Source organism: Methylocaldum marinum (genome assembly GCF_003584645.1).
GTDB classification, from domain to species: domain Bacteria; phylum Pseudomonadota; class Gammaproteobacteria; order Methylococcales; family Methylococcaceae; genus Methylocaldum; species Methylocaldum marinum.
This window is the reverse complement of record NZ_AP017928.1, coordinates 4,559,497-4,584,981: the sequence shown is the minus strand read 5'-3', so window position 1 is coordinate 4,584,981 and position 25,485 is coordinate 4,559,497. Positions and strand designations below refer to the sequence as shown.

At 55.1% G+C, this 25,485-nt stretch carries 31 protein-coding genes; 20 read left to right on the top strand and 11 right to left on the bottom strand.

The features are described from left to right. Nucleotides 1-311 precede the first annotated feature (311 nt). From sS8_RS20510 to sS8_RS20480, 7 genes are all read left to right on the top strand, one after another. Nucleotides 312-1,277, top strand: coding sequence for a hypothetical protein (locus sS8_RS20510; RefSeq protein ID WP_119631388.1), 966 nt, complete (start codon nt 312-314; stop codon nt 1,275-1,277). Further along, a complete protein-coding gene (locus tag sS8_RS20505; protein ID WP_119631387.1) occupies nt 1,274-1,648 on the top strand; it encodes a hypothetical protein in 375 nt (124 codons plus the stop codon). Before sS8_RS20510 ends, sS8_RS20505 begins: the two co-directional genes overlap by 4 nt. A 147-nt stretch (nt 1,649-1,795) precedes the next feature. Continuing rightward, nucleotides 1,796-2,272, top strand: a complete 477-nt coding sequence (locus tag sS8_RS20500; RefSeq protein WP_119628792.1) for a helix-turn-helix domain-containing protein — start codon at nt 1,796-1,798, stop codon at nt 2,270-2,272. Continuing rightward, nucleotides 2,269-2,682, top strand: coding sequence for a transposase family protein (locus tag sS8_RS20495; RefSeq protein ID WP_119628793.1), 414 nt, complete (start codon nt 2,269-2,271; stop codon nt 2,680-2,682). The genes sS8_RS20500 and sS8_RS20495 overlap by 4 nt, the downstream gene beginning before the upstream one ends. Before the next feature lie 314 nt (nt 2,683-2,996). Beyond that, nucleotides 2,997-3,371: a hypothetical protein gene (locus sS8_RS27775; RefSeq protein WP_145986632.1), complete on the top strand. Its 375-nt coding sequence runs from the start codon at nt 2,997-2,999 to the stop codon at nt 3,369-3,371. 61 nt (nt 3,372-3,432) lie between these two features. Beyond that, complete coding sequence (locus sS8_RS20485; protein ID WP_119631386.1) at nt 3,433-3,720, top strand: hypothetical protein; 288 nt, start codon at nt 3,433-3,435, stop codon at nt 3,718-3,720. Next, entirely contained in the window at nt 3,717-4,091 is a 375-nt protein-coding gene (locus sS8_RS20480; RefSeq protein ID WP_119631385.1) for a hypothetical protein, read from the top strand. The genes sS8_RS20485 and sS8_RS20480 overlap by 4 nt, the downstream gene beginning before the upstream one ends. Before the next feature lie 400 nt (nt 4,092-4,491). Here sS8_RS20480 and sS8_RS28300 read toward each other — a convergent pair whose 3' ends face one another. The 5 genes from sS8_RS28300 to sS8_RS20455 form a co-directional block, all read right to left on the bottom strand. Next, nucleotides 4,492-4,647, bottom strand: coding sequence for a hypothetical protein (locus sS8_RS28300; protein WP_170161195.1), 156 nt, complete (start codon nt 4,645-4,647; stop codon nt 4,492-4,494). A gap of 559 nt (nt 4,648-5,206) precedes the next feature. Then, a complete protein-coding gene (locus sS8_RS20470; RefSeq protein WP_145986631.1) occupies nt 5,207-5,494 on the bottom strand; it encodes a hypothetical protein in 288 nt (95 codons plus the stop codon). A gap of 125 nt (nt 5,495-5,619) precedes the next feature. Next, nucleotides 5,620-5,877: a hypothetical protein gene (locus tag sS8_RS20465; RefSeq protein WP_232020372.1), complete on the bottom strand. Its 258-nt coding sequence runs from the start codon at nt 5,875-5,877 to the stop codon at nt 5,620-5,622. A 4-nt stretch (nt 5,878-5,881) separates the two neighbouring features. Continuing rightward, nucleotides 5,882-6,646 (bottom strand): hypothetical protein, encoded by a 765-nt coding sequence (locus sS8_RS20460; protein ID WP_119631382.1) that lies wholly within the window; start codon nt 6,644-6,646, stop codon nt 5,882-5,884. A gap of 339 nt (nt 6,647-6,985) precedes the next feature. Further along, on the bottom strand, nt 6,986-7,960 hold the full coding sequence (locus sS8_RS20455) for a reverse transcriptase domain-containing protein (RefSeq protein WP_119631381.1): 975 nt from the start codon (nt 7,958-7,960) through the stop codon (nt 6,986-6,988). Nucleotides 7,961-8,792: 832 nt separating this feature from the next. Between sS8_RS20455 and sS8_RS30180 the strand changes: the two genes are divergently transcribed. The 6 genes from sS8_RS30180 to sS8_RS20425 all read left to right on the top strand — a co-directional run bounded on the left by sS8_RS30180 (nt 8,793) and on the right by sS8_RS20425 (nt 12,715). Then, a protein-coding gene (locus sS8_RS30180; protein ID WP_119631380.1) for an IS1 family transposase occupies nt 8,793-9,523 on the top strand; the annotation gives its coding sequence in 2 pieces (ribosomal slippage) (nt 8,793-9,057 and nt 9,057-9,523; 732 coding nt in all). 196 nt (nt 9,524-9,719) lie between these two features. After that, nucleotides 9,720-11,216: an ISNCY family transposase gene (locus tag sS8_RS20440; protein ID WP_119631379.1), complete on the top strand. Its 1,497-nt coding sequence runs from the start codon at nt 9,720-9,722 to the stop codon at nt 11,214-11,216. Nucleotides 11,217-11,227: 11 nt separating this feature from the next. Then, nucleotides 11,228-11,353 (top strand): hypothetical protein, encoded by a 126-nt coding sequence (locus sS8_RS29645; RefSeq protein WP_269461472.1) that lies wholly within the window; start codon nt 11,228-11,230, stop codon nt 11,351-11,353. A 217-nt stretch (nt 11,354-11,570) separates the two neighbouring features. Then, nucleotides 11,571-11,999 (top strand): LSm family protein, encoded by a 429-nt coding sequence (locus sS8_RS20435; protein WP_119631378.1) that lies wholly within the window; start codon nt 11,571-11,573, stop codon nt 11,997-11,999. Between the two features lie 2 nt (nt 12,000-12,001). Further along, entirely contained in the window at nt 12,002-12,442 is a 441-nt protein-coding gene (locus sS8_RS20430; RefSeq protein WP_119631377.1) for a hypothetical protein, read from the top strand. Nucleotides 12,443-12,511: 69 nt separating this feature from the next. Then, nucleotides 12,512-12,715, top strand: a complete 204-nt coding sequence (locus sS8_RS20425; RefSeq protein ID WP_119631376.1) for a hypothetical protein — start codon at nt 12,512-12,514, stop codon at nt 12,713-12,715. 27 nt (nt 12,716-12,742) lie between these two features. Here the strand turns inward: sS8_RS20425 and sS8_RS20420 are convergent, their stop codons facing one another. After that, a complete protein-coding gene (locus sS8_RS20420; RefSeq protein WP_119631375.1) occupies nt 12,743-13,330 on the bottom strand; it encodes a reverse transcriptase domain-containing protein in 588 nt (195 codons plus the stop codon). Nucleotides 13,331-13,493: 163 nt separating this feature from the next. Here sS8_RS20420 and tnpA point away from each other — a divergent pair, with 163 nt between their 5' ends. The 3 genes from tnpA to tnpC are packed head-to-tail and all read left to right on the top strand — an operon-like array spanning nt 13,494 to nt 15,707. Beyond that, the gene (gene tnpA / locus sS8_RS20415; protein ID WP_119627851.1) at nt 13,494-13,796 is read left to right on the top strand and encodes an IS66 family insertion sequence element accessory protein TnpA; all 303 of its coding nucleotides are present in this window, start codon (nt 13,494-13,496) and stop codon (nt 13,794-13,796) included. Continuing rightward, complete coding sequence (tnpB, locus tag sS8_RS20410; protein ID WP_119627852.1) at nt 13,796-14,137, top strand: IS66 family insertion sequence element accessory protein TnpB; 342 nt, start codon at nt 13,796-13,798, stop codon at nt 14,135-14,137. Before tnpA ends, tnpB begins: the two co-directional genes overlap by 1 nt. 58 nt (nt 14,138-14,195) lie before the next feature. Beyond that, nucleotides 14,196-15,707, top strand: coding sequence for an IS66 family transposase (gene tnpC, locus sS8_RS20405; protein WP_119631374.1), 1,512 nt, complete (start codon nt 14,196-14,198; stop codon nt 15,705-15,707). A 309-nt stretch (nt 15,708-16,016) separates the two neighbouring features. On the opposite strand, the gene sS8_RS27770 is transcribed toward tnpC, so the two are convergent. From sS8_RS27770 to sS8_RS20395, 3 genes are read right to left on the bottom strand one after another with little or no spacing between them, the layout of a single operon-like run. Next, nucleotides 16,017-16,541: an ankyrin repeat domain-containing protein gene (locus sS8_RS27770; protein ID WP_145986630.1), complete on the bottom strand. Its 525-nt coding sequence runs from the start codon at nt 16,539-16,541 to the stop codon at nt 16,017-16,019. 4 nt (nt 16,542-16,545) lie between these two features. Then, nucleotides 16,546-17,022, bottom strand: a complete 477-nt coding sequence (locus tag sS8_RS20400; RefSeq protein ID WP_119631373.1) for a hypothetical protein — start codon at nt 17,020-17,022, stop codon at nt 16,546-16,548. 15 nt (nt 17,023-17,037) lie between these two features. Further along, nucleotides 17,038-17,301, bottom strand: coding sequence for an RHS repeat domain-containing protein (locus sS8_RS20395; RefSeq protein ID WP_170161193.1), 264 nt, complete (start codon nt 17,299-17,301; stop codon nt 17,038-17,040). 432 nt (nt 17,302-17,733) lie between these two features. On the opposite strand from sS8_RS20395, the gene sS8_RS20390 reads away from it, so the two are divergent. Next, entirely contained in the window at nt 17,734-18,675 is a 942-nt protein-coding gene (locus sS8_RS20390; protein ID WP_170161192.1) for a cytochrome-c peroxidase, read from the top strand. Nucleotides 18,676-18,930: 255 nt separating this feature from the next. On the opposite strand, the gene sS8_RS20385 is transcribed toward sS8_RS20390, so the two are convergent. Next, nucleotides 18,931-19,620: a DJ-1/PfpI family protein gene (locus tag sS8_RS20385; RefSeq protein ID WP_119631370.1), complete on the bottom strand. Its 690-nt coding sequence runs from the start codon at nt 19,618-19,620 to the stop codon at nt 18,931-18,933. Nucleotides 19,621-20,156: 536 nt separating this feature from the next. On the opposite strand from sS8_RS20385, the gene sS8_RS20380 reads away from it, so the two are divergent. Further along, nucleotides 20,157-20,786: a TetR/AcrR family transcriptional regulator gene (locus tag sS8_RS20380; protein ID WP_119631369.1), complete on the top strand. Its 630-nt coding sequence runs from the start codon at nt 20,157-20,159 to the stop codon at nt 20,784-20,786. A 266-nt stretch (nt 20,787-21,052) separates the two neighbouring features. Here the strand turns inward: sS8_RS20380 and sS8_RS20375 are convergent, their stop codons facing one another. Then, nucleotides 21,053-22,852: an FG-GAP-like repeat-containing protein gene (locus sS8_RS20375; RefSeq protein ID WP_119631368.1), complete on the bottom strand. Its 1,800-nt coding sequence runs from the start codon at nt 22,850-22,852 to the stop codon at nt 21,053-21,055. Between the two features lie 720 nt (nt 22,853-23,572). Here sS8_RS20375 and sS8_RS28295 point away from each other — a divergent pair. Together sS8_RS28295 and leuA are read left to right on the top strand one after the other, a co-directional pair. Continuing rightward, a complete protein-coding gene (locus sS8_RS28295; RefSeq protein ID WP_170161191.1) occupies nt 23,573-23,719 on the top strand; it encodes a hypothetical protein in 147 nt (48 codons plus the stop codon). After that, a complete protein-coding gene (leuA, locus tag sS8_RS20370; RefSeq protein ID WP_119631367.1) occupies nt 23,713-25,425 on the top strand; it encodes a 2-isopropylmalate synthase in 1,713 nt (570 codons plus the stop codon). Before sS8_RS28295 ends, leuA begins: the two co-directional genes overlap by 7 nt. Nucleotides 25,426-25,485 lie beyond the last annotated feature (60 nt).

Here is a 25,485-nt window from a genome sequence, read left to right as displayed (position 1 = left end):
GACTAAAGCGACCGTTGGCGATTGGAGGCGCATCGAAACGCGAACTCGAACGATGCGGTTCCTTCGTCACCACATCCTACGCGGGCTTCGCGCAAGCACCCCGACCGTTCCCGATGGATGGACGACATACCGCATCTGTATTTGTTTCTTTTTGCCGTCCCATCAATTGGTTAGAAATTTTGTCAGGTAATCAGCCAACAGAGATTGGCAGCAAGTAAGGCGTGTTACGGATTCCAGGACACGCTTGCACACCTCATACATTAAGTCTATTTTTTTAGATACCGGATTTTCATTAATTTCAAGGAGAAAAAATGAGTGAAATCTTATTGTGCAGCCAGCCGCTAAGTGCAAGTCAGCTACAAAATACATGCGGTATTTCCATGGACGCTTTAGCTGGTCTGGCCTGTTCCAGTCCCGGCACTCTGCAGGCTTATACACCTTATTTAATGGGTGAAAATACATTCGCTGACCGTCATATATTAACTCAGCTTAACCCCATGCCGGTCGCCAAGGAACTAACGCACCTTTCATTATCGTTCGGCGAAGACAATGTTCTCGCGCTTTCTGAAATCACCAAAAAGTTGCAGGAATACAATATTGGCTTAATGGGCGCCGCAACCAGCGTATATACTGACCGCATTGGTGGTTTTGCAGGAGCCGTGAAAAATTATCAGGATGCGCTTATGGAATACCGGGCGGCGATAAAATCGAAATCCGCCACAAAGGCTTTGGCCAGGCAGAAGGCGCATGCCGCCTTTGAAAGGCTGCAGATACAATTTCAGCATGAGCTTAACGCCGTAACAGCGAAAATCAAGTCGAATAGAGGCACGCCCTTAACGAGTTCACAAAGAGCCACCAACATTGCCAGAAGCAGCCGGAACGTCGCCAGGCTCAATGTTACCAGCCAGGTGCAGGCCAGTGATCTGGTCAGGTTCGCCAAGCATGCCAGCTTTTTGGGCAATGGACTTGCCGTGATCGATTTCACCAGCCGAGTGGGTAACATTCATAACAGTTATCAGGCAGGCGAGAAATGGGAGCGGGAGCTGTTTATTGAATCTAGTAGTTTTGCGCTCAGTGCTTATACTGGTCTGAAAGTTGCAGAAGTAGGATTAGTGCTTTTGCTGGCTGCCACGCCAGCAGGCTGGGTTGGACTCATTCTTGGAGGAGCGCTTGTCGCAGGTGCTGCGGCTGGAGCATCAATGGGAATGAATTATTTGGTTAAAGAACACAGCGGTGATGCGTATGATTTAATAATGACTTCGTTAAATATAAGATGAGTTTATTTTTACAACTTTTTACTTTAGGTTTGGTGGGAATGCTTTTCACCTGCATTTTATACGTTCTGTTTGGTCAACTGACGGTTCGCAAACTCAGAAAGAATCCAAACATGAAAGGGCGTCTTGGTGTCGAGTTTGTAAGTGGCTTTGACATTCTTAATGTAGCTAGTGCATTATCTGCCCCCCAATGGCTTAGAGATAGAATTAGCCGCTCTACCTTGTCATACCTGGCTCCTGATTATCAGGCTTTATATGAAAACACCACTCTTTTTGATCGGATATTCGCCAGGGTTTTCTGGGGGATTTCCACTGTCTCTACCTCATTTATGTTGTTACTCGTGATTTTAGACAAAATAGGTGTATTTGACTGAGGCGTTTAATAAACACATCTAGCCGACGCCTGGACTGATCCGGATATATCATCAGCCCATAAAACCATCCAATAGACATTATCGGAAACTAGCATGACAGTCTGTCATTGAATAACGAAGAGAACTAAGAGAACTAAGGGCAAGAGTATGCTTTCCTACGAAGACGTGAAGCAAAAGCCGAAGACATTGATGGCCATGACCAGTCTGAAGGCCTCCGAGTTTGAGGAACTCTTGGTTTCTTTTGCGGCGACATGGGCCGAAGAAACCGGCAGGAATCTGACTAAAGGAGGGCGTCCGCCGATTATCGCGAGCATGGCCGACCGGCTGCTGTTCATCCTGTTCTATCTGAAGACCTACCCTCTGCAAGAGGTCATCGCGCATCTGTTCGGCATGAGCCAACCCCAGGCCAACTTCACGATCCACCTGTTGAGCAGGGTGCTCAACAAGACACTTGACGCCCGCGGGCACAAGCCCGCCCGGCTCACCGAGGAGATGCTGTCCAGGCTGGAGCAGGAGGCGCGGCAGGACTTGGGCATAGACGGGACGGAAAGGCGCATCAACCGCCCCGTCAACGACCTGGGGCAACGCATCCACTACAGCGGTAAAAAAAATGCCACACTGTGAAGAACAACCTTGTCGGCGGCCTGGAGGACAGGCAGGTCAAGTACTTGGGTTCGACCCATGAGGGCAAGAAGCACGACAAGAAGATCTGCGACGAAGAAGGGACCCGGTTCCCCGACGGCGTCGAGCTGTATCGCGACAGCGGCTTCCAGGGACACGAACTGGCGAATGTCACAGTCCACCAGCCGAAGAAGAGGCCGCGCAACGGCCGGCTTTCGGCCGACGACCAGGAGGCCAACCGGCTCCACTCAAGCATCCGCGTGATCATCGAACACATCATCTCGGGAATCAAGCGGTGCCGCGTCGTCAAAGACGTGTTCAGGAACACCAAGGAAGGCTACGACGATGTCGTCATTGAATTGGCCTGCGGCCTGCACAATTACAGGAGCTACTGCCGAAACCAGAGTTATTGATAGCCGGCCTTTTCCTCTGTTCCGGTTATGAAAGGTGGTTTCCGATAATGTCTAATTATCAGGCAGGTGGGAATTGGGAGCGGGGCTGTTTATGAATCCAGTAGTTTTGCGGCCAGTGGTATCACAGGAATTATTGCTACAAATGCAGGACTAGCGCTTTTGCTGGCTGCCACGCCAGCAGGCTGGGTTGGACTCATTGTTGGAGGAGCGGCTGTTGCGGGTGCTGCAGCTGGGTCATCGATGTTAATAAATAGTATATTCAAGGAGAATAGCGGCGGCTGGTATGATTCAATAATGACTTCACTGGATATAAGATGAGTTTATTTTCAAAACTTTTAGCTTTGGGTGGCATTGGAATTTTCTTCTCCTGTATTTTATATGTGTTGTTTGGTCAATTGACGGTTCGCAAACTCAGGAAGAACCCAAACATGAAAGGGCGTCTTGGTGTCGAGTTTGTAAGTAGCTATGACATTCTTAATGTGGCCAGCGCATTATCTGCTCCTAAATGGTTTAGAGAAAGAGCTAGTCGCTCTACCTTGTCATACCTGGCCGCTGATTACCAAGCGCTATATCAAAATACTACCCTTTTTGATCGGATATTCGCCAGAGTTTTCTGGGGGATTTTTTTAGTATCCAATTTATATACATTGTTACTCTTAATTTTATACAAGATAGGTTTATTTGACTGAGGCATTTAATAAACATATCTCTAGCCGCCGCCTGGACTGGTCCGCACATTTCATTAGGCCCATGAAACTATCCAGTTATCAGGCAGGCGTGAATGGGGAACGGGAGTTGTTTATTGAGTCCAGTAGTTTTGCGGCTAGCGCCATCGCCGGTACAGCCGCAGTAAATATAGGTAGTGCTGCACTAGGATTTTTGGTACTCGCAACTCCAGTTGGATGGGTAGGGTTGATTGTTGGTGGTGTTGCAGTAGCGGGCGTAGCAGCTGCTACTTCTATATGGACTAATAATATCATTAAGAATAATGCCGGAGATGTTTATGATTCCATTCTGAACAGGATAAATTACTTATGAAGACGATGACATTGCTTGTTGGAATTCTGATTGGGATATCGGTTATTGTAATGATCCTTTATGTTACGTTTGGGCAAATAACTGTTCGCAAACTAAGAAGGAATCCCAAAACCAAGCATGCACTTGGTATCGAGTTTGTGAGTGGCTGGGATATTATTAACGTTGCACAAGCTTTAGCATTGCCAGAATTCATAACGAAAAAACTTAAACGTAGCTCATTATCTTCACTTTATGCGGATGCTGAATTGCTTCAATGTAATACCAGTATATTCGATAGGCTATTAGCAGGTTTTTTTTATTGGTTACTTATGCTTACAGGGCTTTCGTTTCCGCTTCTTGGTTTTTTCGACAGTCTTGGTCTCTTGGAATAGTGTGATACTTCAGAGCTATGACTTAATCAGGCAACCGGGGTATTTAGCTGCTTGTTCCCATGCCACCCTGAGCGAGGCTCCTCTACTAGCAATGCCGTTAAGTTAAGGAGCTTGTGGTATACTATGTCACGTAACCATCTGAAAACAAAGGATTAATCAAAAAGCACACCAATGGGGTCAGGTCTTGTAATCACGCGTGATCGGGAGAGTAGCTACGAGAATCCCGATGAATCAGTACGTCTCGCAGCCCCCGCAGAACCGGACTTGGAGCGTTACACCATCCGGCTCCCAGCTTGAGTCATCCACAGTGGTTTGGGGTATAGATTGTGCCGAATTCGCAACGATGGCATCCAGCTTGACAGGACTTCGCTAAACCGATCCCACGACACACTGCGCCGGTTTAGACACGCCGAACCGGTTGGGGTCGGTAATTGAGACTACGTCGTCCGGCTGACAGCGCTTTAATCCGCTCTTCCACGCCCTGTGCGTATTCCGCTTTACTGACCTTGTCGGTTCCCGCTGCCTTGTTGCCCGGTTGAGCTTCGAAGCTGTCCATCCGGCCTTCGGGATGATCTCAAACCGGCACCCCTTTGCTCCCGCAGCATTACCCGCGTTCTTCGCTATCATGGGTGCCTCCGACTTCCTCTCGTCCCTGTTTCCGTCCTTGCTATTCAGGCCTGTCGGGACATGCGCAGACTACGCGCCGACGAGGGGATCTCCCGGGTTACTGCCCATTCTTATTGTCTGGCTCGCAGCGGCCTACGATCCCGGGTGGTCGCGACATTCTCACCATAACCAAGGTCGCGCTGTTGCCTGCTGGCGTCTTGATACCATCGGCCCTTTCCAATGCGGTCATTTCGGGACTCTACCCCTTCACGGTCGGCATGATCCGTTACCATGGCTCCTCGCCTGCTTTCGTGCCTACGCATCAAGCGCACTGTTACCAGTTCGCCTGCAAGGCTCGATACCCAGCCCGTGGTTAGCGGTTACTGGGGCGGAATTCTCACCCGCTGGAATGTGCAGCATTGCCCAGCCGCAACCAAGACCTGACCCCGTTTCCGCGCATATATGACGGTGAGCCGAGCTGTGCGAAGATTGGAGCAGAATGACCGGGATTAATGTTGGAATGTTAGAACTGACCCTGTTTTACCGCTGGCAGCCCGTGGCGCATCCAGAATGCGCTCAAGCTCGGCGAGCGTGCGCTCGCCACGATGGCCGGGCCGCCACGGCGAGTGGCGCACCCGCAGCCCCTCGGCGCGCGCGGCGACCACCTCGGCCACCGCAGCACTCGACCAGCCCTCGGCGCTGAGCAAGGTCGCGCGGGCCTGATCGGCCTCCAGACGCAGCCGTGACCGGCTCAGCGCCTCCAACGCCTGGCGCTCAGAATCGGTTAGCTGCAACATCAGTCGACCACCCCATCAGCTCCTAGAGCGTGACCAAGTGGGACCGTGGGCAACAAATCTCAAGGATGCTTACGCTTCGTTACGCTTCCGGCCCGCAGTGCAACGACGCCACCCACCGCACGCGGTCAACCACGCAGCACGGACCACAGCATCGCGCCGAACAGGCCCAACGACAGTGCTAAGTGAACCAACCGCGCATGAATTGCAGATGTAGGAAGTGCACCTTCAAAGAACATCAGTAACATCATCAGCCCCAGGGCGAGGCCCGTAACAACGGGAAAGCGTGCGAAACCTAAGACGCCGGCAGCGAAAAATGCTACGGTCAGCGGAAAAAACGCCGCCAAGCGCTTCTTGTTTGACAGAAGAGTGATTAGGTCCATCACCCGATCACCCTTGGTAGGGTTTGCAAAAAGCAAACTCCCGGTTCTGAGAGTTCCGACAGAACGTTTCCACCGGAACCGGTTGCGGTGCAATCCGGTTCAGCTTTTTCATCGTGTTAAGCTGACTCCAAACAGCCGCTCCGGACCCGCTCTGCTCCAGCTCGTTTTCCCAGCCCGGCGGCAAGGGGATACTATGTTTATCCAGATGTTTTACCTCGCCAAACAATATTGCCGAGATTAGGTCTTCGGGCGAACGTATACCATGGGACGATATGCCGACCACTGCTCCGAAACCGGCGATTATAAAGTTGGTAACGGCGGCCGGAGCCATCACCTTCCAGAATGGCAGCCGCGAGGATCCGTACCGCCCTCCTGTAGTAGCGTAGTTTGTAAATATGCCGCCGTGTAGCCGCCCGTAGAATTCAGGTTGCCGAACGGCGATCTTTAGAAATCGCCAAGAGGTCTCTGCCGTCTTTTCCCTGTTGGTCTCGTCAAGTGCCGTAGCAAGCGCTTTCGATATGAGACTTTGGCGAATCTGAGCGCGCACCTGGTGCTCTCGCCCCCACCAGCCGAGAACCATCTGTATCTGGATGATTCCCATCCACCACGTTATAGGTTGGTTGTAAGCGGCGCGAAAGTATCGGACCCAACGAGGATCGTTCGATGCATGATTAAGCATCTCTTCAAATGCGCTGATATCCTCTTCCGACGCATTTTCCATGAATCGCTCAATTGCGTCCTTGTCGGCAGGCCTAAGATTAAGGTTCAGCATTAACGTATCTCCTTGTTATTTTGGACTTTCCTTGCACCGGGAGCGGCATGCCTGCCAAATGAACGCTACCACAGGAACCTGCTACCCACCAGATCCGCCACGAAGCCCGACGAGGGGGAGCGGTCACTTACGCGCAAAAGTCCTAACGTGTTGGTAAAAGGCGCGCCGCTCACGGAGTATCGGCGAAGCCCCTGACCGTAATGATAAACCCGAACTTCAAACCTGCCAACGCACACCAATGGGGTCAGGTCTTGTAATCACGCGTGATCGGGAGAGTAGCTACGAGAATCCCGATGAATCAGTACGTCTCGCAGCCCCCGCAGAACCGGACTTGGAGCGTTACACCATCCGGCTCCCAGCTTGAGTCGTCCACAGTGGTTTGGGGTATAGATTGTGCCGGATTCGCAACGATGGCATCCAGCTTGACAGGACTTCGCTAAACCGATCCCACGACACACTGCGCCTCTGGCTGCGCCGGTTTAGCCCTTTGAATAGCAACCGGCTGATCCGGTAGGCATAGGTGCGTACTTGGCGGATATTACCGCTAACCGCATCATACCCGACCTGCCCTTGCAGGTGGCGCCTGGCATAATCCATCATCGCTTGACCTCCTTCGATACGTAGCGCCGATAGCCGGTCGCCCACGTCCTTCAGCTTCTTGACGATCCGCTCACGCTGGCTTTTACGCCCGAGCACAAAGCGCCCCTTCCGGCTTTTGCCTACGTAGTGTGTAAAGCCCAGAAAGTTAAAAGCCGGTGCTCGTTTCACGCTATCCTTACGGCAGTCTGTCGCTGCCCTGTTGCCAAAGCGTAGCAGGCAGGTTTTACTCGGCTCGACTTCCAGCCCCAATTCGGCCAGCCGTTCCGCCATCTCATCCATGAATCGCCGTGCATCGGCTTCACTCGTAAAGCAAGCCACATAGTCAAAGAATCCTTTGATGTCAGCCTCGACGAGCCATTGGGTGTTGTGATTGGTGACCCTCTCGCCTAACCGCGCAAGCGCTTGATGTGCGTTACGATCCGGGCGAAACCCGTACGAACAGTTGCGAAATTCAGGCTCCCCGATCGCTTGCAGTATCCCGGACAGGCGATGTTGTACGAGCCGGTCTTCAAAGCAAGGCATGCCCAATGGCCGTTGCTTTCCATTGCCCTTGGGAATATAGACACGCCGAACCGGTTGGGGTCGGTAATTGAGACTACGTCGTCCGGCTGAAAGCGCTTTAATCCGCTCTTCCACGCCCTGTGCGTATTCCGCTTGACTGACCTTGTCGGTTCCCGCTGCCTTGTTGCCCGGTTGAGCTTCGAAGCTGTCCATCCGGCCTTCGGGATGATCTCAAACCGGCACCCCTTGGCTCCCGCAGCATTACCCGCATTCTTCGCTATCATGGGTGCCTCCGACTTCCTCTCGTCCCTGTTTCCGTCCTTGCTATTCAGGCTTGTCGGGACATGCGCAGACTACGCGCCGACGAGGGGATCTCCTGGGTTACTGCCCATTCTTATTGTCTGGCTCGAAGCGGCCTACGATCCCGGGTGGTCGCGACATTCTCACCATAACCAAGGTCGCGCTGTTGCCTGCTGGCGTCTTGATACCATCGGCCCTTTCCAATGCGGTCATTTCGGGACTCTACACCTTCACGGTCGGCATGATCCGTTACCATGGCTCCTCGCCTGCTTTCGTGCCTACGCATCAAGCGCACTGTTACCAGTTCGCCTGCAAGGCTCGATACCCAGCCCGTGGCTAGCGGTTACTGGGGCGGGATTCTCACCCGCTAGAATGTGCAGCATTGCCCAGCCGCAACCAAGACCTGACCCCGTTGATGCTCCTTTGCGATTGGAAGGGTCGCGACTAAAGCGACCGTTTGCGATTGGAAGGGTCATCCGGGCGCTCCAATCGCAAACGGCTTGGCCGGGAGCGCCGGCCAACCCCTTCCCCGGATGACCGTTGGCGATTGGAGCGCATCGGAAGACGAACTCGAACGATGCGGTTCCTTCGTCACCGCATCCTACGCGGGCTTTGTTGGAATCCGAAAGCCGAGTTGTAGAAGATTTTCGCGATGGGTGGTGGGTTTATTTCGTTGGTGGTGGGTTTAAGTAGTTTATATACTACAATGTACAATTATTTCTTAGCTTAAGCATTGACTGGACCAATGGCCTATCAAACGATTCCGTGCAAATACTGTAAAAGTTCCGATGTGGTGCGCTATGGTACACAGAGTGGTTACCCCCGCTTTCGTTGCAAGCACTGTGGGCGCACCTTCAAGACCGAATACATTTACCGGGCCTACGAGTCCGGTATCAAAGAACAGATTGTTGACATGGCGATGAATGGCAGTGGTATTCGAGATACCGCTCGTGTTCTCGGGATTGGGAAAAACACAGTCATGTCTACACTGAAAAAAAGTCCACCGAAGTGGTCACGGTGAATCCTTACATCGGCTCTCGGGAAATCGCCGTGGAAATCAGGCATCTCTTTGATTCGCCGATGGATGTTCAGGCGGACGAACAGTGGAGCTATGTGGCTCGCAAGAAGAACCAACGTTGGCTCTGGTACGCCATCGACGCCGCCACCGGATGCATTTTGTCATTTGTGTTTGGGCGGCGCAAAGAGGACGTTTGCGAACAATTGATCGCCAATCTGCGCGTTTTCAATATTCGAACCTATTACACCGATGATTGGCCAAGCTATGCGGCGTTCATTCCGGCAAACCAGCACGTCATTGGTAAGAAATATACGCAAAAGATCGAAAACAAAAACCTTTTGTTACGCACTCGCATCAAGCGCTTAACTCGCAAAACGCTCTGCTTTTCAAAATCTGAGTTGCTTCACGATGGGGTGATCGGCCTCTTCATTAATCGCCACTGCTTTCCACTAAATTGACCCACCACCATTTCGTTTATATACTACAATGTATAATTAGTGCCTGAACGGAAATCAATTAAAGTCATAACTATCAATGTATTATAATTATTTCGCAGCACGAAGATGTGTTGTTCTGACACCAGTTTTGCCCTATTTCGGGCGAAAATCAGCCTGCAACCACCTAAAAACCAAAATCTTCGTTACCCGAAATCGTATGCGTACCGTCATTCAGCCACAACTCAAATTCGGTGAAACCGATATTGCCGCCATCGTCCTCGATCCCAAATCGCGCGATGACATCCCTCAATTACTGCGTGGACTGCAATACATTTATACCGAGGTCAGCTTGCGTCAGCGGGTATTTGCCATTCTGGAAGAGATGATACCTGACCGTGCGAACGGGCAAGGCAAAGCCAACCGCCAAACCGGGCGGCCTGGCATGGAGCAGTGGAAGATACGGGTGTTGGGCGTACTGCGCTTGGGTCTCGATGCGGATTACGACCGGATTCAAGAGTTGGCCAACCAACACAAGACGATCCGGCAGATGCTGGGGCATAGCGATTGGCTGGACGAGCAGGAGTACGAGTTGCAGACGATTCGGGACAACGTCAGCTTGTTCACGCCCGAGCTATTGGACCGCATCAACCAGGAAGTGGTTAACGCGGGGCACTCGCTGTTAAAAAAAAACGCCGAGGAAAGCCTCAAAGCCCGCGCTGATTCCTTTGTGGTCAAAACCCACGTGCATTTCCCCACCGATACCAACTTGCTGTGGGATGCGATTCGCAAAGCCATTCAAACCTGTGCGGCACTCTGCGATACATTGGATTTGACCGAATGGCGGCAAAGCGCTTATCACTTGCGGTGTTTCAAGAAAAGCTACCGTCTGATTCAAAAGCTCAAGCATTCCACCTCACAAGATGAAGCCAAGCGGCAGGCCAAGCAGGCGCAAATCGAAACGGCTTATCAGACCTATCTCGACCAAGCTGAAGCCTATCAGCAACGGGCACATGCTACCCGGCAACGCCTGAACCAAGCGCATGGCCTACCGACACCGATGTTGGCAGACCTTGATGCCTACCTGGCGCATGCCGAGCGGCAGATCGACCAGATTCGTCGCCGCGTCCTGCGAGGTGAAACCATTCCGCATGGCGAAAAAGTCTTTTCCATTTTTCAGCCCCATACCGAGTGGATCAGCAAAGGCAAGGCGGGCGTACCGGTCGAATTGGGCTTGCGGGTGGCGGTCGTCGAAGATCAACACCGCTTCATCCTACACCATCAAGTCATGGAAAAAACCACCGACGATCAAATCGCCGTGTCCCTGGTCGAACACAGCCAAACCCGCTTTCCGGCAGTAACGGCCATCCGCTTGGACAAGGGCTTTCACAGTCCAAGTAATCAGGTCGAGCTCAAGCAACACCTGGAAAACGTCATATTGCCGAAAAAAGGCCGGCTATCGGAAGCCGACAAAGTCCGCGAATCCGACCCGACATTTGTCCGCCTGCGCCGCCAACACTCGGCTGTTGAATCGGCAATCAATGCACTCGGTGTGCATGGCCTGGACAAATGTCCCGATCATGGCATTGACGGCTTCAAGCGCTATGTTGCCCTCGCGGTCGTGGCGCGCAACATTCAGCGCCTGGGAGCCGTTTTACGCGAGCAAGAACAACAAGCGGCGGATCGACGACGAGGGCCGTATAAAAAAGCGGCCTAAAGACAGGGCTGATGGCAGAAAAATCCCGAAGTGCAGGAAAGGTGCGTCCAAAATTTGCCCCCAAATGGCAAATTGGCATCATGGAGTGCGCCTGGCGGGAAAAAAGGCTGGCCTGGGCCGAAAAACGGCTGACGTGACTCCCAGTGAGTCAGCAAAACCATGAAAAAATCGAGTTTTCTTACAGACACTAATTATCTCTCAGTTTAAGTGTCGACTGGATCTATGACCTATCAAACGTCTAAGCATTTATCCGTCGTGCGCTCGTGTTAGGTCCTAACGTGACATCGAAGCTGGGGCGCAAGATGGATAAATTCTTAGACGTTAACATTACATGCTAAAACCAAGGAGAAACTTATGGATCTTGAAAGAACAGAAGCAAAGATAACAATTGCAAAACTTATTGAGTTGGCATATTCAAAAGATAAAGGTATGACAGTCAAAATCATGGTTCAAAAAGGCAACGCAAAGCTGATTGTAGACCAAAATGGCAACGCCACACTGTCAGGTTCGGCGGGGGTTTTGACATTCAGTGGAACACCAGTTCTCGAGAAGATAGGAGCTAAAATTAAACGAGTTAGCGTAAACTTCAATAACAAGGATGGAATGAAAGTAGGCTATACCGCCACCTTTGATTTGGAATACATAAAATTGTCGATCTTAGGAGATTTTGACTTAGAAGAATTGATAACATCTTGTTCCGGCCTGCTGTGTCGTGCTGCTCGGGCTCTAAAGGGGCGGCACCATGCCTATGACATGGAATTGCAGAAAATAATGGGGCACTGAGGATGAAAAATGTACTTATTGGCCTCGTTCTTGCTCTGTTTATGACAAGCTGCGCTACCGTGCACAATTCTTCTTCTGTGCTGTATCAAGAATTTTCACAGTATGAGAATGTTGCGAATAAAAATAATATTATTGAAGTGGCTAGTAACTTCTTTAGCCATTCCCTGCTTGGCAGGGATTACCAATCAAATCCAGATGCAGCTAGTCAGTTACTTTTCAAGAGTTATATGGTTAATATAGATAGCCACTATGAGAAAATGAATGAGCAAGATGGTTGCCTTACTGTCAATGGGTATGACGAAGAAAATTCTCCTTTGATTTTTAGTCTTAAATATATTTCAAGCAATGGTCGTTGGTTAATTGACAAAATTCATGTTCTTTTTGTCGATAATAAAAAAGACTTTGCTAATAGCGCTAAATGTCCTAGCGAGTATCCCAACTGATGCTACATCAAATTTAAATTTTTGCGACTACTGACGGTCGAAGGATGAACATCACCTTGGAGTCGTGTCATGAAAGCTTACTCACTCGATCTGAGAACCCGGATGTTCAGCTACGCCCTGACGCACACCGTACGCAAGACGGCCGCGCTGTTCCGGGTCAGTCCGAACACCGTTCACGTGTTTAAGAAGCTCTTCATCGAAACCGGCCAATTGGCCCCGAAGCCCAGCCATGCCGGCCGTCCGCGGGCCATCTCCGCCGAGGGCGAGTTGTGAGCACACCAATGGGGCCAGATCTTGTAATCACGCGTGATCGGGAGAGTAGCTACGAGAATCCCGATGAATCAGTACGTCTCGCAGCCCCCGCAGAACCGGACTTGGAGCGTTACACCATCCGGCTCCCAGCTTGAGTCGTCCACAGTGGTTTGGGGTATAGATTGTGCCGGATTCGCAACGATGGCATCCAGCTTGACAGGACTTCGCTAAACCGATCCCACGACAAAAGAATCCTTTGATGTCAGCCTGGACGAGCCATTGGGTGTTGTGATTGGTGACCCTCTCGCCTAACCGCGCAAGCGCTTGATGTGCGTTACGATCCGGGCGAAACCCGTACGAACAGTTGCGAAATTCAGGCTCCCAGATCGCTTGCAGTATCCCGGACAGGCGATGTTGTACGAGCCGGTCTTCAAAGCAAGGCATGCCCAATGGCCGTTGCTTTCCATTGCCCTTGGGAATATAGACACGCCGAACCGGTTGGGGTCGGTAATTGAGACTACGTAGTCCGGCTGAAAGCGCTTTAATCCGCTCTTCCACGCCCTGTGCGTATTCCGCTTGACTGACCTTGTCGGTTCCCGCTGCCTTGTTGCCCGGTTGAGCTTCGAAGCTGTCCATCCGGCCTTCGGGATGATCTCAAACCGGCACCCCTTGGCTCCCGCAGCATTACCCGCATTCTTCGCTATCATGGGTGCCTCCGACGTAAGCGTCCGGCTGTCCGCATAATTCCCACCGATTAGCGCCTGAGTCACAGTATCGCCATATTCCCGAAGAGGAGGAGATGGCGATGACGAAACAAGAACGAGAGATGCATTGGCGGGTCCTGCTGGAGCAACAGGCAGGGAGTGGGTTGTCGGTGCGCGCTTGGTGTGCGCGCGAGGCGGTCAGCTATGCGGCGTTCATCTACTGGCGTCGACGCGTAGCGCAGCCAGCGGTGGTGGCGCCACTGACGTTGATGCGGGTAGATGGCGGTGAGACAGCAGTCGGTGGTCTGTGGTTGTCGGTGGGCGGGGTTCGCATCGAGGTGAAACCGGGGTTCGATGCCGGGTTGTTGAAGCAGGTGGTGGCCGCATTGGTCTCGTGATGCTGGCGACGATTCTGAGTGCGGCGGCGGTGTATGTGGTGGCCGAGCCGGTCGATTTGCGCAAGTCCATCGATGGTTTGGCGCTGGCGGTGGAGAGCAGTCTGGGGCATTCGCCGTTATCGGGTGCGGTGTTCGTGTTTTTCAACCGGGGCCGGGACAAGGTGAAGCTGTTGTGGTGGGATCGTCACGGTTTCTGGCTGGCCTACAAGCGGCTGGAGAAAGGCCGCTTCCGCAAGCCGGTTCAGGGGACGATTTCGCGCTCGGACCTGCTGCTGTTGCTGGAAGGCGTGGACCTGACGGTGGCCCGTTTCCGCGCGGTTCGCGCGGGTCGGGTCGGCTGAGTCGAAAGTGCCTAAAACCCGCATCAGAGCTGGGCTTTCGGGTGGTCCACCGGGTATAATGGCAGCCATGAATGCCGCCGCTCTCGCCGAAGAAAATCGTACTCTAAAGGCCACCCTGGCCCAGCGCGAGGCGCGCATCGAACGGCTGGAATTCGACCTAGCGCAGCTGAAGAAGCTGCTGTTCGGCGCCCGTTCCGAGCGACTGGCGACCCTCCCCGACATCGACCAACTGCCGCTGTGGGATGAGGTGCCCGAGGACGCCCCCGTCGCCAGTCCGGTGGCGTTCAAGACGGTGGTGGTGCAATCGCCCGCCAAGAATCAACCGAAGCGCACCGCACTGCCGGCGCATCTGCCGCGAGAGATCGTGGTATTGCCGTTGTCGGCACAAGACCGGCAGTGTCCTGCCTGCGGTGAGGAACGGCCGGTGATCGGCTACGAAAGCTCCGAACGCTTGGATTACGTCCCGGCGCAACTGAAGGTCGTGGAAACGCGGCGGGAAAAGTGCGCCTGCGCGAAGTGCCAAGGGCAGTTGACCACGGTACCGGCCCCGCCGCAAATCATCGAGCAGGGCATCCCTCTGCCGGGTCTTCTGGCACATCTGCTGATGGCCAAATACGGCTATCACCTGCCGCTGTACCGCATCGAGCAAATCTTTGCCCACCAGGGTGTCCCCATTGCCCGCACCACGTTGTGCGACTGGGTCATCCAGAGCGGCTGGCAGCTGCAGCCCTTGGTCGAGCGGATGCTGGCGTTGCTCAAGCAACAGCCGGTGATCTTCTCGGACGACACCACTGTGGCGGTGCAGGACCGCGGCAAGACGCGGGAAACCCGGTTTTGGGTATACGCCGGCCACTCGCCGCCCATCGTCGTCTATGACCACACCGAAACCCGGGCGGGCAAGCATCCCAAGGCCAAACTGGAAGGCTACAGCGGCTACCTGCAGGCGGACGCCTATGCCGGTTACGACCAGATCTTCGCCGCAGGCAAGGTCCTGGAAGTGGCGTGCTGGGCGCATGCGCGCCGCAAGTTCTTCGAGATTGCCCGACAGACCGAGAACGGCAAGCGCATCAGCGCCCATGAGGCCTTGGAGTACATCGGCCGGCTCTACGCCATCGAACGGGAGGCCAAGGAACAGCAACTCGACGCCGAAGGCACCCGAAAGCTACGGCAGGAACAGGCGCGGCCGATCCTGGCCGAGTTCAAGGCCAGGCTCGAAGACCGGCTGCGCCAGCTGGCGCCCAAGACCCCCACTGCCCAGGCCATCGGCTATGCCCTCAAGAACTGGCCGGCGCTGGAGCGCTATACCGAAGACGGTCGCCTGGAGATCGACAACAACCGGAGCGAACGGGCCATCCGCCCGCTGACCATCGGCCGCAAGAACTGGCTGTTCCTCGGCTCGCCCAAGGGCGGCCAGGTCGCCGCCACCGTCTTCAGCCTGATCCAGACCTGCAAGGAGCTGGGCATCAATCCGGAGGCCTATCTGAAGGATGTCCTCAACCGCCTGCCTTCCACCAAGCAGAAGGACATCGACAGCCTGCTTCCTCACAACTGCAAGCTGCCCGGGGCGTAACAAGCGACCACTTAACCGTTCGCCACTGCGACCACAAGTCCGGGTACCGCCGAACGCTTACCGAACTCGAATGATGCGGTTCCTCCTCCGTCACCGCATCCTACCCGGGCTGGACGGTATTGCTTGCCGGGGTGGCGCTGAACCCTACGCCGTAAATCCTCACCGTGGTACCGACCGGCCCCCGGTTCGGCGTGAATTCCGCGATCGTCACCTCACCGGCCGCATAACCTTTCGCATCACCGGCAGCAAAAAGCAGAGCGACGAGGAACGAGGAGCGCCGCCTTTTTGCTATCCGAGTGCATGCGATTGTTATGTGTTTTTCATTCGATCGGCCAAAAGCTCTAGTATTTTACTTCTATCAACTGATGGCACTTTTTCTTGAAGCGATCGCGCAAACTCTAATGGGTTCATATTTACCGACGGAGGTTTTATTCTTAAATCCGCACCATGCTTTAATAAAAATTCAGCCATCACAACGTCATTTAACAACACAGAACTGTAAATTGGCGTTAGATTGTAGTCGCCGTAATGATTGACTCCATTAACATCAAGGCCGTTTGAAATAAAGAATTCTGCTATTTTGTACTTTTTTTCGCTATTCCCATTTAAAATGAAAGCTAAGCTAGCGCCACTAGCTAGCTGCTCAACATCTTCTTTAATATTTCTGTGATTATACATATAGTATTCACATATTTTTCCCGGTATTAGTACTCCTCCTTCATTTGAAGAGCATAATATTATTGTCTCAGTATCCATATTCGAAAGGTCGTATGACGTTAGCCCGACAACTCCTGAGATAAGCAATATAATGCCCGCCGTAATTTTTATTTTCACAGAATCAGCCCCACGCTTTTACCAGGCTGACAGATGGCCTGTTGTAGGATAGAAAAGCGCCTGGCTGTTTTTCCAGCGAAGCTGTACTTGCAAGAATTCTCAGCGGGGTTCTAAATCGCCTCGCTATCTCAAGCCGAACAAACTCATATATTTTCGCATCTTGCAGATCATGAGCTGTTGCATGTTTAAACCAGTGGAAGGCAGCTTTCTTGCCAAAACCCTTAATTATTTCTATAGCGCCCTTAGTTGGGTTCGTCGTGCTTCTAAATATTGCCGCCACATACCCCACCGCATAAGAAGCATCAATTGCCTCTAGTAAGAGACCTTGAGCAAAACCTATTATTTCATCAGTTACGGTGAGCGATTCAATTATTACGTGATCTGCTGGCTCGAATATGAATTTGAGTATATTACGAGCCTCCGCTTCAGTGAAAATAAGCTCTTCCTTTTTAAAATTGCGAAGTTGTTTGTAGTTCGACATGATTACTCCTTTTGTTTACACATAACGCAGGATAGCCTCGATTTTGCCGCTGGCATCATATCGGTATTGGGCGCTATCGCCGGAGGTGTCGACAACTTCGTCCAGGCGGCCGGATTCATCATACACATACTGGATATCCGCTCGCGCGAGCGTAATACCGAAAACGATCAAGATCCCATAAACCACCCACCCCATCGCTCGGGTTTTCAGCCCTTGCCCCAAAAATCGGCGCAGCAAGATCGGCCAACGGCCCAAAAGCATTTCCTGGGGCTTCTCCACAGTTCGACCTCTATACGGATAACATGGGTTGAGAATTGGGGCGTCTTGTGCGACGCAACCGACATCGGGGATTCGAGAAGGGAAGGAAACGGCCATGACCTCCCTCTCCCGTCCTCTCCGGCACTAAAACGAGGGCCGCCGTTTTGGCGAAGAAGTGTAGTAGGGAAGTCTTTAATTACAAGGCGCCTCCGAAGGTGCTCGCCTCGACTGCTGCAATCCTTGAACAAAGCCGATGTATGCATTCCTGTTTGTCGAGACGAAATGAGATCGATCGTGTGGTTTCCGACGAGACGCCGTTTTAGAAGAATCCTTGTGATTGTGGGGTTGCTGGCAACTTCTCTGATCAGCACCCGGATCTTAGGCCAGCCAAGCTCCGATACCCTTAGGCGCGAGTCGAATTCAAGCCGCACGATTTCGCCTTCGACGAACCCAATGGTGCTGGCCCGCTTAGGCCGCACTCTGTTTTTCGACACCGGATTAAGCCGGAACGGTACCGTCAGTTGCGCCTCGTGCCATCGGCCGGACCAAGCCTTTGCGGATGGCAAACCCGTTGCCGAGGGCGTCGAAGGCAGGAAGGGAACGCGCAACACACCATCTCTGCGGGGCGCGGTCTATACGGAAGCTCAGTTTTGGGACGGGCGCCGACCCCGCCTGGAAGATCAGGTACTCGATCCCTTCTTCAATCCGCGCGAACATGGGTTGAGCGATACCACCGACCTCTTGAACAGGATACGGACGCGGGACGAATACACGCGTTTGTTTTCCGACGCTTTCGGAATTTCGCCGCAACAAGCGACGTCCACGCGGGTGGCCCAAGCCTTAAGCGCTTACGTTCGCAGTCTGGAACAGAGCGATATTCCTCTGGATCGGTTTCTCTTCAAACAGGAAACCTCGGCGCTGCCCCCGGCCGAGCAACGAGGTCTTACGCTTTTCCGGGGCCGAGCGCGGTGTGCCGAATGCCATCACATCGGGGAGCGGGCGGCGCCGCTGACGGACGGCCAGTTTCACAGCGAGGGCGTTGGCCTGGATCAGTTGCGTCCGCGCTTGGCGCTTTTGAGCCGAACCGTAGCCAAGGCCACCCTCGAGGAAAGAGACCGCTGGATTTCGTCCGACACCGCGGTAGCGGCGCTGGGGCGCTTTGCGGTCACCCTGAATCCGGCCGACCTGGGAAGTTTCAAGACGCCTTCCCTCCGTAACGTGGCGAGCACGGCCCCTTACATGCACGACGGCAGTATCGCCACTCTCGAAGAGGCCGTTGAAAGGGAATGGTATTCTCGCAGCCGCGAACAGGACCGGCCGGTGATGTTAAGCCGTGAGGAACGTGAAGATTTGCTGGCGTTTCTGAGAGGACTCAAGGAAATCTCCAGCCCTTAGGGCAATGCCGTTAAGGAAGCTCTGATTAAGTCCTTCGACAGGCTCAGGACGAACGGTAACCGATTGATTCCGTTCGGGCTGAGCTTGCCGAAACCCCAAGCCGAGTGCCCTTCGACAAGCTCAGGGCGAACGTTATTTTGGGCCGGGTCAATAAATCCATGCAGGCAGGATCGGTCCCGCGCCGCTTCAGCGACATCCCATCCGCATGACCGGTTGCCGAAGGGGTGCGATGCCGCCGGGCATCGCCTTCGTGGGCTATGGCGCCTCGCTCGGCGAGTCGCCTGAACCGGCATACTCGATATCCGTTGCATACATCTGGTACGCCTTGCTGTATTCCATGACCCGAGCGACCTCGGCGATGAACGCTTCGTCGTACCCGGCCCGGCGCAACAGGTGAAATCCCACCTCCATGCCCGAGCTGATGCCGCCTCCGGTGATGATGCGTCCGGCATCCACCACGCGCGCCCGGCTGATGCGGCAGGCGGGCGCCAGATCGGCCAGGCGGTCGATCGGCACCTTGCCGGCCGGGGATTGTTCCACGCGATCCGGCTCCTTTCGGTTGGTCGCCGCTTTTCCGTCCAACAGCCCCATCCTGGCGTAAATCCAGGAACCGGTGCAGACCGAAACCAGCAGGGTTTTCTCGGGCAAGCCGCGGATGAATTCGTGCAAATGACCGTTGTTGATCTCCTGACGCGTGCCGAAACCGCCCGGAATCAGAAAGGCATCCATGTCGGGCCGGTCCGCAAAGGAATAGTTGGGCAGCACCGTAAAACCGGCCTGCGCCTGCACCGGACGCAAGGACTCGGCAATGAAGAACGCCTCCAGCTCGGGATCGAATCGCCGGGCGACCGAGAATACGCCATAGGGCGCCGCGAAGTCGACGATTTCCAGATCCTTGCAGATGTAAATGCCTAATCGAAAGCCGGGTTTGAACGTGTGAGTCATGACCGTTTCCTTGTGTTGATAGAGAGGTGATCCGCCATGTAGACAGACCTGTCTACATCATTGATGAGACAGATCGTTCTGTCAAATATCTCTTTAAGGAAGCTCTGATTAAGAGTCTATCCCAGTAGGCCGTTCGCCCTGAGCTTGTCGAAGGGTTTCTTGAGCCTACCGGGATAGGCTCTAAGTCTCCAATTCGGCGAAGCAACCTGTACAACGGATTGACCTAACAGGCCCTCACCCAACCCAATCACTCCGCACACTCCCTGTGCGGAGCCGCAAGCGGCGCTCACGCGTGCAAATCGGCCTCGCCGCGTTGCGACTCGCCCTGCCGATTTGTCCGAGAGGGAGAGGGCTTAATCGGAGCTTCCTTAAAGAAGCTCCGATTAAGCCCTTCGACAGGCTCAGGACGAACGGCACAACGTCTCAAATTCTGAGAAGGTGCTTGAGGATCCGATTGATCTAGAATGCGCTCTCCCAACCGCTCTCCCGGTGGGAGAGGTTTTTTCAGAGCTTCCTTAAAGCCTTCAAGTCCTCTTATGACTCAAGACACTAAACTTCCTACGCCGTCGGCACGCGACCGAATCCTGGAAACCGCACAACGGCTGTTCTATCGGCATGGTATCCGTGCCGTCGGCGTGGATCGCATCATTGCCGAGTCGGGGGTCGCGAAGATGTCCTTTTACCGTCACTTTCCGTCCAAGAAAGACCTGGTAATCGCATTCCTCGAACGGCGCCACCGGTTCTGGATGGATTGGTTTACCCGGCGCGTTCGGGAGTTGGCCGAAAACCGGGCTTCGCCCGGCCTCGGCATCATCGCGGACGCGCTGCAAGAGTGGTTCTCGGAACCCGAATTCCGCGGCTGCGCATTCATCAATACGGTTGCGGAACTGAGCGAGGATTCGTCGGAAGAACACCGGATCGCGGCGGATCACAAGCGGGAACTGCGGGATTTCATCCGAACGTTGATTCCGGAGCAGCCGCGATTCCCGGCGGACGATGCGGCGGATCTCGCCGTACTGGTCATCGACGGTGCTATCGTACGGGCGCAAATGACGGGGAAGGCCGAAACGGCCGAGGAAGCACGTGCATTGTTCAAGTTGTTGGACGCGAAATTGTTCGGCACACCGGCTTATTCCATGCGGCATTCAAGTGGCCATCCATCGTAGGATGGGTAGAGCGAAGTGAAACCCATCGATGGTGGGTTAGCCCGCTCGTCTCCGCTCAGGACAGGCCCTTCGACTTGGCTCAGGACAGGTCCGAGGTCGCCCGGTGGGTTACAGCCTTGCGGCCTGAGCCACCCCGCGAAAAAATAATGGTTTATCGAAAACGATTTGGAATTAGGATAGCCCCCGGGCACGGGCATCCGGACCGAATGAACCGGGAATCCTTTCCCGACACCCCGACCGGCAACGGTCTGCCGACCTGCACCTCCCTACGGATTACAGTTCTGCACGGTATCTTCCGGACCGGCGTCACAGAAGTCGCCATTGACATGCGGGCCGCCGTCGACGGTGTCAATGCCGGCTCCCACTACGAGCAGCACGTCGTCGCCCTCCCCGCCCCGGACGATGTCGCTGCCCTTGCCTCCGCTGATGCGGTCGTCACCGGCATCCCCTTCGACCAGGTCCTTGCCCGCCCCGCCCCAAATCGCATCGTTGCCCGGACCGCCGCTGATCTTGTCGTTGCCTTCGCTCCCGCGGAGCCGGTCGTTGCCCTCGCCGCCACAGATCAGGTCGTCCCCGCCGCGGCCGTCGATGATGTCGTCGCCGGCCAGGCCGACGATCACATCATTGCCCGGCGTGCCGCGCAAGGTATTGTTCCCCGGCGTGCCGATGATCGTGGCCGGCACGCCGAAACACGTGGGTGTCGGCGGCGTCGTGGTTGCGCTCACGAAAAGAACGACCCGGCCCTGGTGTTCATTTCCGTCAACATCTTGGTGCGGCCACGCTGCTACAAAATCGGGTTGGCCATCGCCATTCACATCGCCTATACCGGCCACCCGGGAGCCCCCCACGACCCCCGGCTCAGTACTATCGAACGTATGCAGTAAGGTCCCATCGGCCCCGCTGAACATAAACACTTGGCCAGGACCGCCGTCTGTCCCGATCAATAGGTCGGGGATGCCGTCGCCGCTCGCATCGCCCAAGCCACTTGCCGCACCGCCAAAGAAGAGCCGCGGCTCTGGCGTCGGAGCATCGAGCGAGTACAACAGTCTTCCATCGGCCCCGCTGAACACAAAGGCCTGGCCCTGCTCCTGATTGCCGCCTATGTATTGCCCTCGGGCACCTATCAGTAAGTCGGATCTGCCGTCGCCGTCCACGTCACCCAAGGCGGCCAAGCTCTGGCCAAAATTGCCGGCTTTCTGAAGCGTAGGATTGGCGACGGTGTACAGCAGGCGGCCGTCGACCCCGCTGAAGACGGAGACCGGGCGCCACCGGTCATCATAAGTATCCTCCTCCCCCACCAGTAAATCCGGGACACCGTCGCCGTCGACATCCCCGACTCCCGCCACGTACTCGCCAAAAAACACGCTGTCCAAGGGCGTGGGAGAATGGAGCGTATAAAGCAGGCTCCCGTCGGCCCCGCTGAACACATAGGCCCCGCCTGTCCACTCATTCCAGTCGTACCAGCCCAACGACCCTACCAACAGGTCGGGTTTGCCATCGCCGTTCACATCCCCGACTCCGGCCACGGTCACACCAAAGGCGGTGCTGAATTGAGGCACGGGGGGACTGAGGGAATAAAGGAGGGTCCCATCCGCGCCATTGAAAACATAGGCTTGGCCCTTGCCATTGTCCATCTCTCCCAACAGAAGGTCGGATTTGCCATCGCCGTTCACATCGCCCACACCGGCCACGGCCCCGCCGATAGCGTTGTATGGCCCGGGCACGGGATTGTCGATGGTCAAGAGCAGGCTGCCGTCAACCCCGCTAAACACAAAGACCAGCCTGCCGCCAGGATTCTGCCCGGGCGCCCCTACCAGGATGTCGGGAATGCCATCGCCGTTGACATCGCCGGCCCCAGCGACGGCGGAACCAAAGCGTGCTTGTGCTTGGGGTATCGGATGATCGATGATGATCGGCGTATAAGGCGCCTCGGCCTTAGCCGGGGCAAACCAAATGCCGGCGAGGACGCCAAGTCCGTACTTCAAGGCCGTTCGCCGGCCTCCGATGCCTAAGGCCGGGTCGCAGGCCGCCATCGAACCATTCTTCTTAGCATGGTCGTCTTTCATACAAGATCCCCCTCATTGATTGGTATAACCGAACAAAGACCGCGGCTTTTTCGAATTTTTGCCGGACCTCGACGACTGAGCGATATTCGTGCCATCCTTGGGCAATGGGTCGGATTGGAGAGAATCGAAGCTTGGCTTTTAAGCCGAAAATTGCGGATAGCTAGAGCGATATCACACCCCGAAAGCATAGTCTTTATGAATGGAGTTTATTTGCGCCGGATGTTTGTCCCCATCCGTTCTCATTCCAAATCGCTTTCGATTAGGCATTCATTTTTATAGGGTGGGTCAGGCCGCAAGGCCGTAACCCACCGGGCGACCTCGGACCTGTCCTGAGCCGATTCGAAGGGCTTGTCCCGCGCGGAGACGCGGGCCAACCCACCATCGATGGGTTTCGCTTCGCTCTACCCATCCTACGATGAATGGTCACTTGAATGCCGCATGGAATGACAAGCACTGTTACTAAGAGGCTCGCCGCCCTCGACACAAAGGCTTTGGGTACCGTCGAATTCGTATTGACACCCCGGTTCGCTCCCTGTTAGCGTGATGCCATGAATCGACAGCAGCCCGCCATCCTTCCTCTTCCGGCTCTTACCTTGAGCCTGGGTCTGCTGCTGCCCCGCGCGGGCAAATAACTCACCTCACACCCCCTTTTTCGATCGACTGAATACCCCCCTACGGGGATCACTGCGTCCATCCGACGCCATTTCCTGGAGTACGACCATGAACGACCTGATGCTTTCCCTGTCCCTGCTTCGACTTCAACACGGTTGCCTGGCCTTGCGCTCGCGGCAGCTCGGCAGCCTTTTCGTCGCCGCCCCGAACACCCATCGCATTCGACGGAAACCCAGGAGTCAAAGATCATGTTGAAGCAGCCGAATACCAAGTACCGTTCCTTTCCCAAGGTCCAACTCGCGGACCGTACCTGGCCCGACCGGGTCATCACCCAAGCCCCCATCTGGATGAGCACCGATCTGCGCGACGGCAATCAGGCGCTGTTCGAGCCCATGACCGCCGAGCGCAAGATGAGGCTGTTCAAGAAGCTGGTGGACATCGGCATCAAGGAAATCGAGGTCGCCTTCCCTTCGGCCTCGCAAACCGAATTCGACTTCGTTCGAACGCTGATCGACGGCGGACACGTCCCAGCCGACGTCACCATCGAGGTGCTCACCCAAGCCCGCGAACACCTGATCCGGCGCACCATGGCATCGCTCTATGGCGCCCGCCGCGCGATCGTCCACGTCTACAACGCCACCGCCCGGCCATTCCGGGAAATCGTTTTCGGCATGAGCCCCGACCAGGTCATCGCGATGGCGGTTTCCAGCGTGAAGCTGGTGCGGGAACTGGCGGAAGCGCATCCGAAAACCGAATGGGTGCTCGAATACAGCCCGGAAGCCTTCACCGGCACCGAACTCGAGTTCGCCCGCGATATTTGCGACGCGGTGGTGGAAGCCTGGGGCGCCACGCCGGAGCGCAAGGTCATCCTCAATCTGCCGGCCACGGTGGAGATGGCGACGCCCAATGTCTATGCCGATCAGATCGAGTGGATGCACCGGAACCTGTCGCGGCGCGACGACATCGTTCTAAGCGTGCACCCGCACAACGACCGAGGGTCGGCCATCGCCGCCGCGGAACTCGCGCTCATGGCCGGAGCCGAGCGGGTCGAGGGCTGTCTGTTCGGCAACGGCGAACGGACCGGCAACGTGGATTTGGTGACTTTGGCGCTCAATCTGTACACCCAGGGCGTCGATCCTGGGCTCGACTTCTCGAACATCAACGACATCGCGCGAACCGTGGAAGACTGCATCCGCCTGCCGATCCATCCGCGCCATCCTTACGTGGGCGACCTGGTATTCACAGCCTTTTCCGGCTCGCACCAGGACGCGATCAAAAAAGGCCTGGCCCACCAGCGGCCCGATGCGTTCTGGGAAGTCCCCTACCTGCCGATAGACCCCGCCGACTTGGGCCGCTCCTACGACGCCATCATCCGGGTCAACAGCCAGTCCGGTAAAGGCGGCATCGCCTATCTTCTGGAATCCGCTTACGGCCTGTCGTTGCCGCGCCGGCTCCAGGTGGAGTTCAGCAGCGTGGTGCAGCGCCATGCCGACGCCACCGGCGCCGAAATCATGCCGGACGAACTTTGGCGGATGTTCTCGGAGGAGTATCTGGAACCGGCGACGACTATCCGCTATCTCGAGCATCATTTGTTCGAGCACGGAGCGGCTCAGGGCATGCGTCTGATGCTGGAAACGAACGGCCGGCGGATCACGCTGATGGGCGAAGGCAACGGCCCCATTGATGCCGTGGTCCACGCACTCGGGGGAATGGTGCGGGTACAGTCCTATGAAGAGCGCTCCATGGGCCAAGGCTCCGACGCCAGGGCCGCTGCCTTCGTCGAAATCGCGATCGACGACATTCCCGGCATCCGGTACGGCGCCGGCATCCACGCCAACATCGTCACGGCCTCGGTGCTGGCGATCGTCGGCGCCCTGAACCGCATACTCAACCGCATCGAACCCGAGGCGCGGGAAGCGGTTGTCGCCATGCTGGAAAAGTCCGTGCGACAGGTCGCTTGATCGGCACCACCCGGACGCGGATGATGGACGCGGTTCAAGACCCATCATCCGCTGTTTCGA

Coding starts and splice junctions, on each gene's coding strand:
- sS8_RS20390 (WP_170161192.1), top strand. CDS start 17,734: ATGGTGCTGGCCCGCTTAGGCCGCACTCTGTTTTTCGACACCGGATTA.
- tnpB (WP_119627852.1), top strand. CDS start 13,796: ATGCTGGCGACGATTCTGAGTGCGGCGGCGGTGTATGTGGTGGCCGAG.
- sS8_RS20470 (WP_145986631.1), bottom strand. CDS start 5,494: ATGTTGCAGCTAACCGATTCTGAGCGCCAGGCGTTGGAGGCGCTGAGC.
- sS8_RS20435 (WP_119631378.1), top strand. CDS start 11,571: ATGGATCTTGAAAGAACAGAAGCAAAGATAACAATTGCAAAACTTATT.
- sS8_RS27775 (WP_145986632.1), top strand. CDS start 2,997: ATGAGTTTATTTTCAAAACTTTTAGCTTTGGGTGGCATTGGAATTTTC.
- sS8_RS20400 (WP_119631373.1), bottom strand. CDS start 17,022: ATGTCGAACTACAAACAACTTCGCAATTTTAAAAAGGAAGAGCTTATT.
- sS8_RS20485 (WP_119631386.1), top strand. CDS start 3,433: ATGAAACTATCCAGTTATCAGGCAGGCGTGAATGGGGAACGGGAGTTG.
- tnpC (WP_119631374.1), top strand. CDS start 14,196: ATGGCAGCCATGAATGCCGCCGCTCTCGCCGAAGAAAATCGTACTCTA.
- sS8_RS20375 (WP_119631368.1), bottom strand. CDS start 22,852: ATGAAAGACGACCATGCTAAGAAGAATGGTTCGATGGCGGCCTGCGAC.
- sS8_RS29645 (WP_269461472.1), top strand. CDS start 11,228: ATGGCAGAAAAATCCCGAAGTGCAGGAAAGGTGCGTCCAAAATTTGCC.
- sS8_RS20480 (WP_119631385.1), top strand. CDS start 3,717: ATGAAGACGATGACATTGCTTGTTGGAATTCTGATTGGGATATCGGTT.
- sS8_RS20430 (WP_119631377.1), top strand. CDS start 12,002: ATGAAAAATGTACTTATTGGCCTCGTTCTTGCTCTGTTTATGACAAGC.
- sS8_RS20455 (WP_119631381.1), bottom strand. CDS start 7,960: ATGGACAGCTTCGAAGCTCAACCGGGCAACAAGGCAGCGGGAACCGAC.
- sS8_RS20385 (WP_119631370.1), bottom strand. CDS start 19,620: ATGACTCACACGTTCAAACCCGGCTTTCGATTAGGCATTTACATCTGC.
- sS8_RS20460 (WP_119631382.1), bottom strand. CDS start 6,646: ATGCTGAACCTTAATCTTAGGCCTGCCGACAAGGACGCAATTGAGCGA.
- sS8_RS28295 (WP_170161191.1), top strand. CDS start 23,573: ATGAACGACCTGATGCTTTCCCTGTCCCTGCTTCGACTTCAACACGGT.
- sS8_RS28300 (WP_170161195.1), bottom strand. CDS start 4,647: ATGGACAGCTTCGAAGCTCAACCGGGCAACAAGGCAGCGGGAACCGAC.
- sS8_RS20505 (WP_119631387.1), top strand. CDS start 1,274: ATGAGTTTATTTTTACAACTTTTTACTTTAGGTTTGGTGGGAATGCTT.
- sS8_RS20500 (WP_119628792.1), top strand. CDS start 1,796: ATGCTTTCCTACGAAGACGTGAAGCAAAAGCCGAAGACATTGATGGCC.
- sS8_RS20420 (WP_119631375.1), bottom strand. CDS start 13,330: ATGGACAGCTTCGAAGCTCAACCGGGCAACAAGGCAGCGGGAACCGAC.
- sS8_RS20425 (WP_119631376.1), top strand. CDS start 12,512: ATGAAAGCTTACTCACTCGATCTGAGAACCCGGATGTTCAGCTACGCC.
- sS8_RS20510 (WP_119631388.1), top strand. CDS start 312: ATGAGTGAAATCTTATTGTGCAGCCAGCCGCTAAGTGCAAGTCAGCTA.
- sS8_RS20380 (WP_119631369.1), top strand. CDS start 20,157: ATGACTCAAGACACTAAACTTCCTACGCCGTCGGCACGCGACCGAATC.
- tnpA (WP_119627851.1), top strand. CDS start 13,494: ATGGCGATGACGAAACAAGAACGAGAGATGCATTGGCGGGTCCTGCTG.
- sS8_RS20440 (WP_119631379.1), top strand. CDS start 9,720: ATGCGTACCGTCATTCAGCCACAACTCAAATTCGGTGAAACCGATATT.
- leuA (WP_119631367.1), top strand. CDS start 23,713: ATGTTGAAGCAGCCGAATACCAAGTACCGTTCCTTTCCCAAGGTCCAA.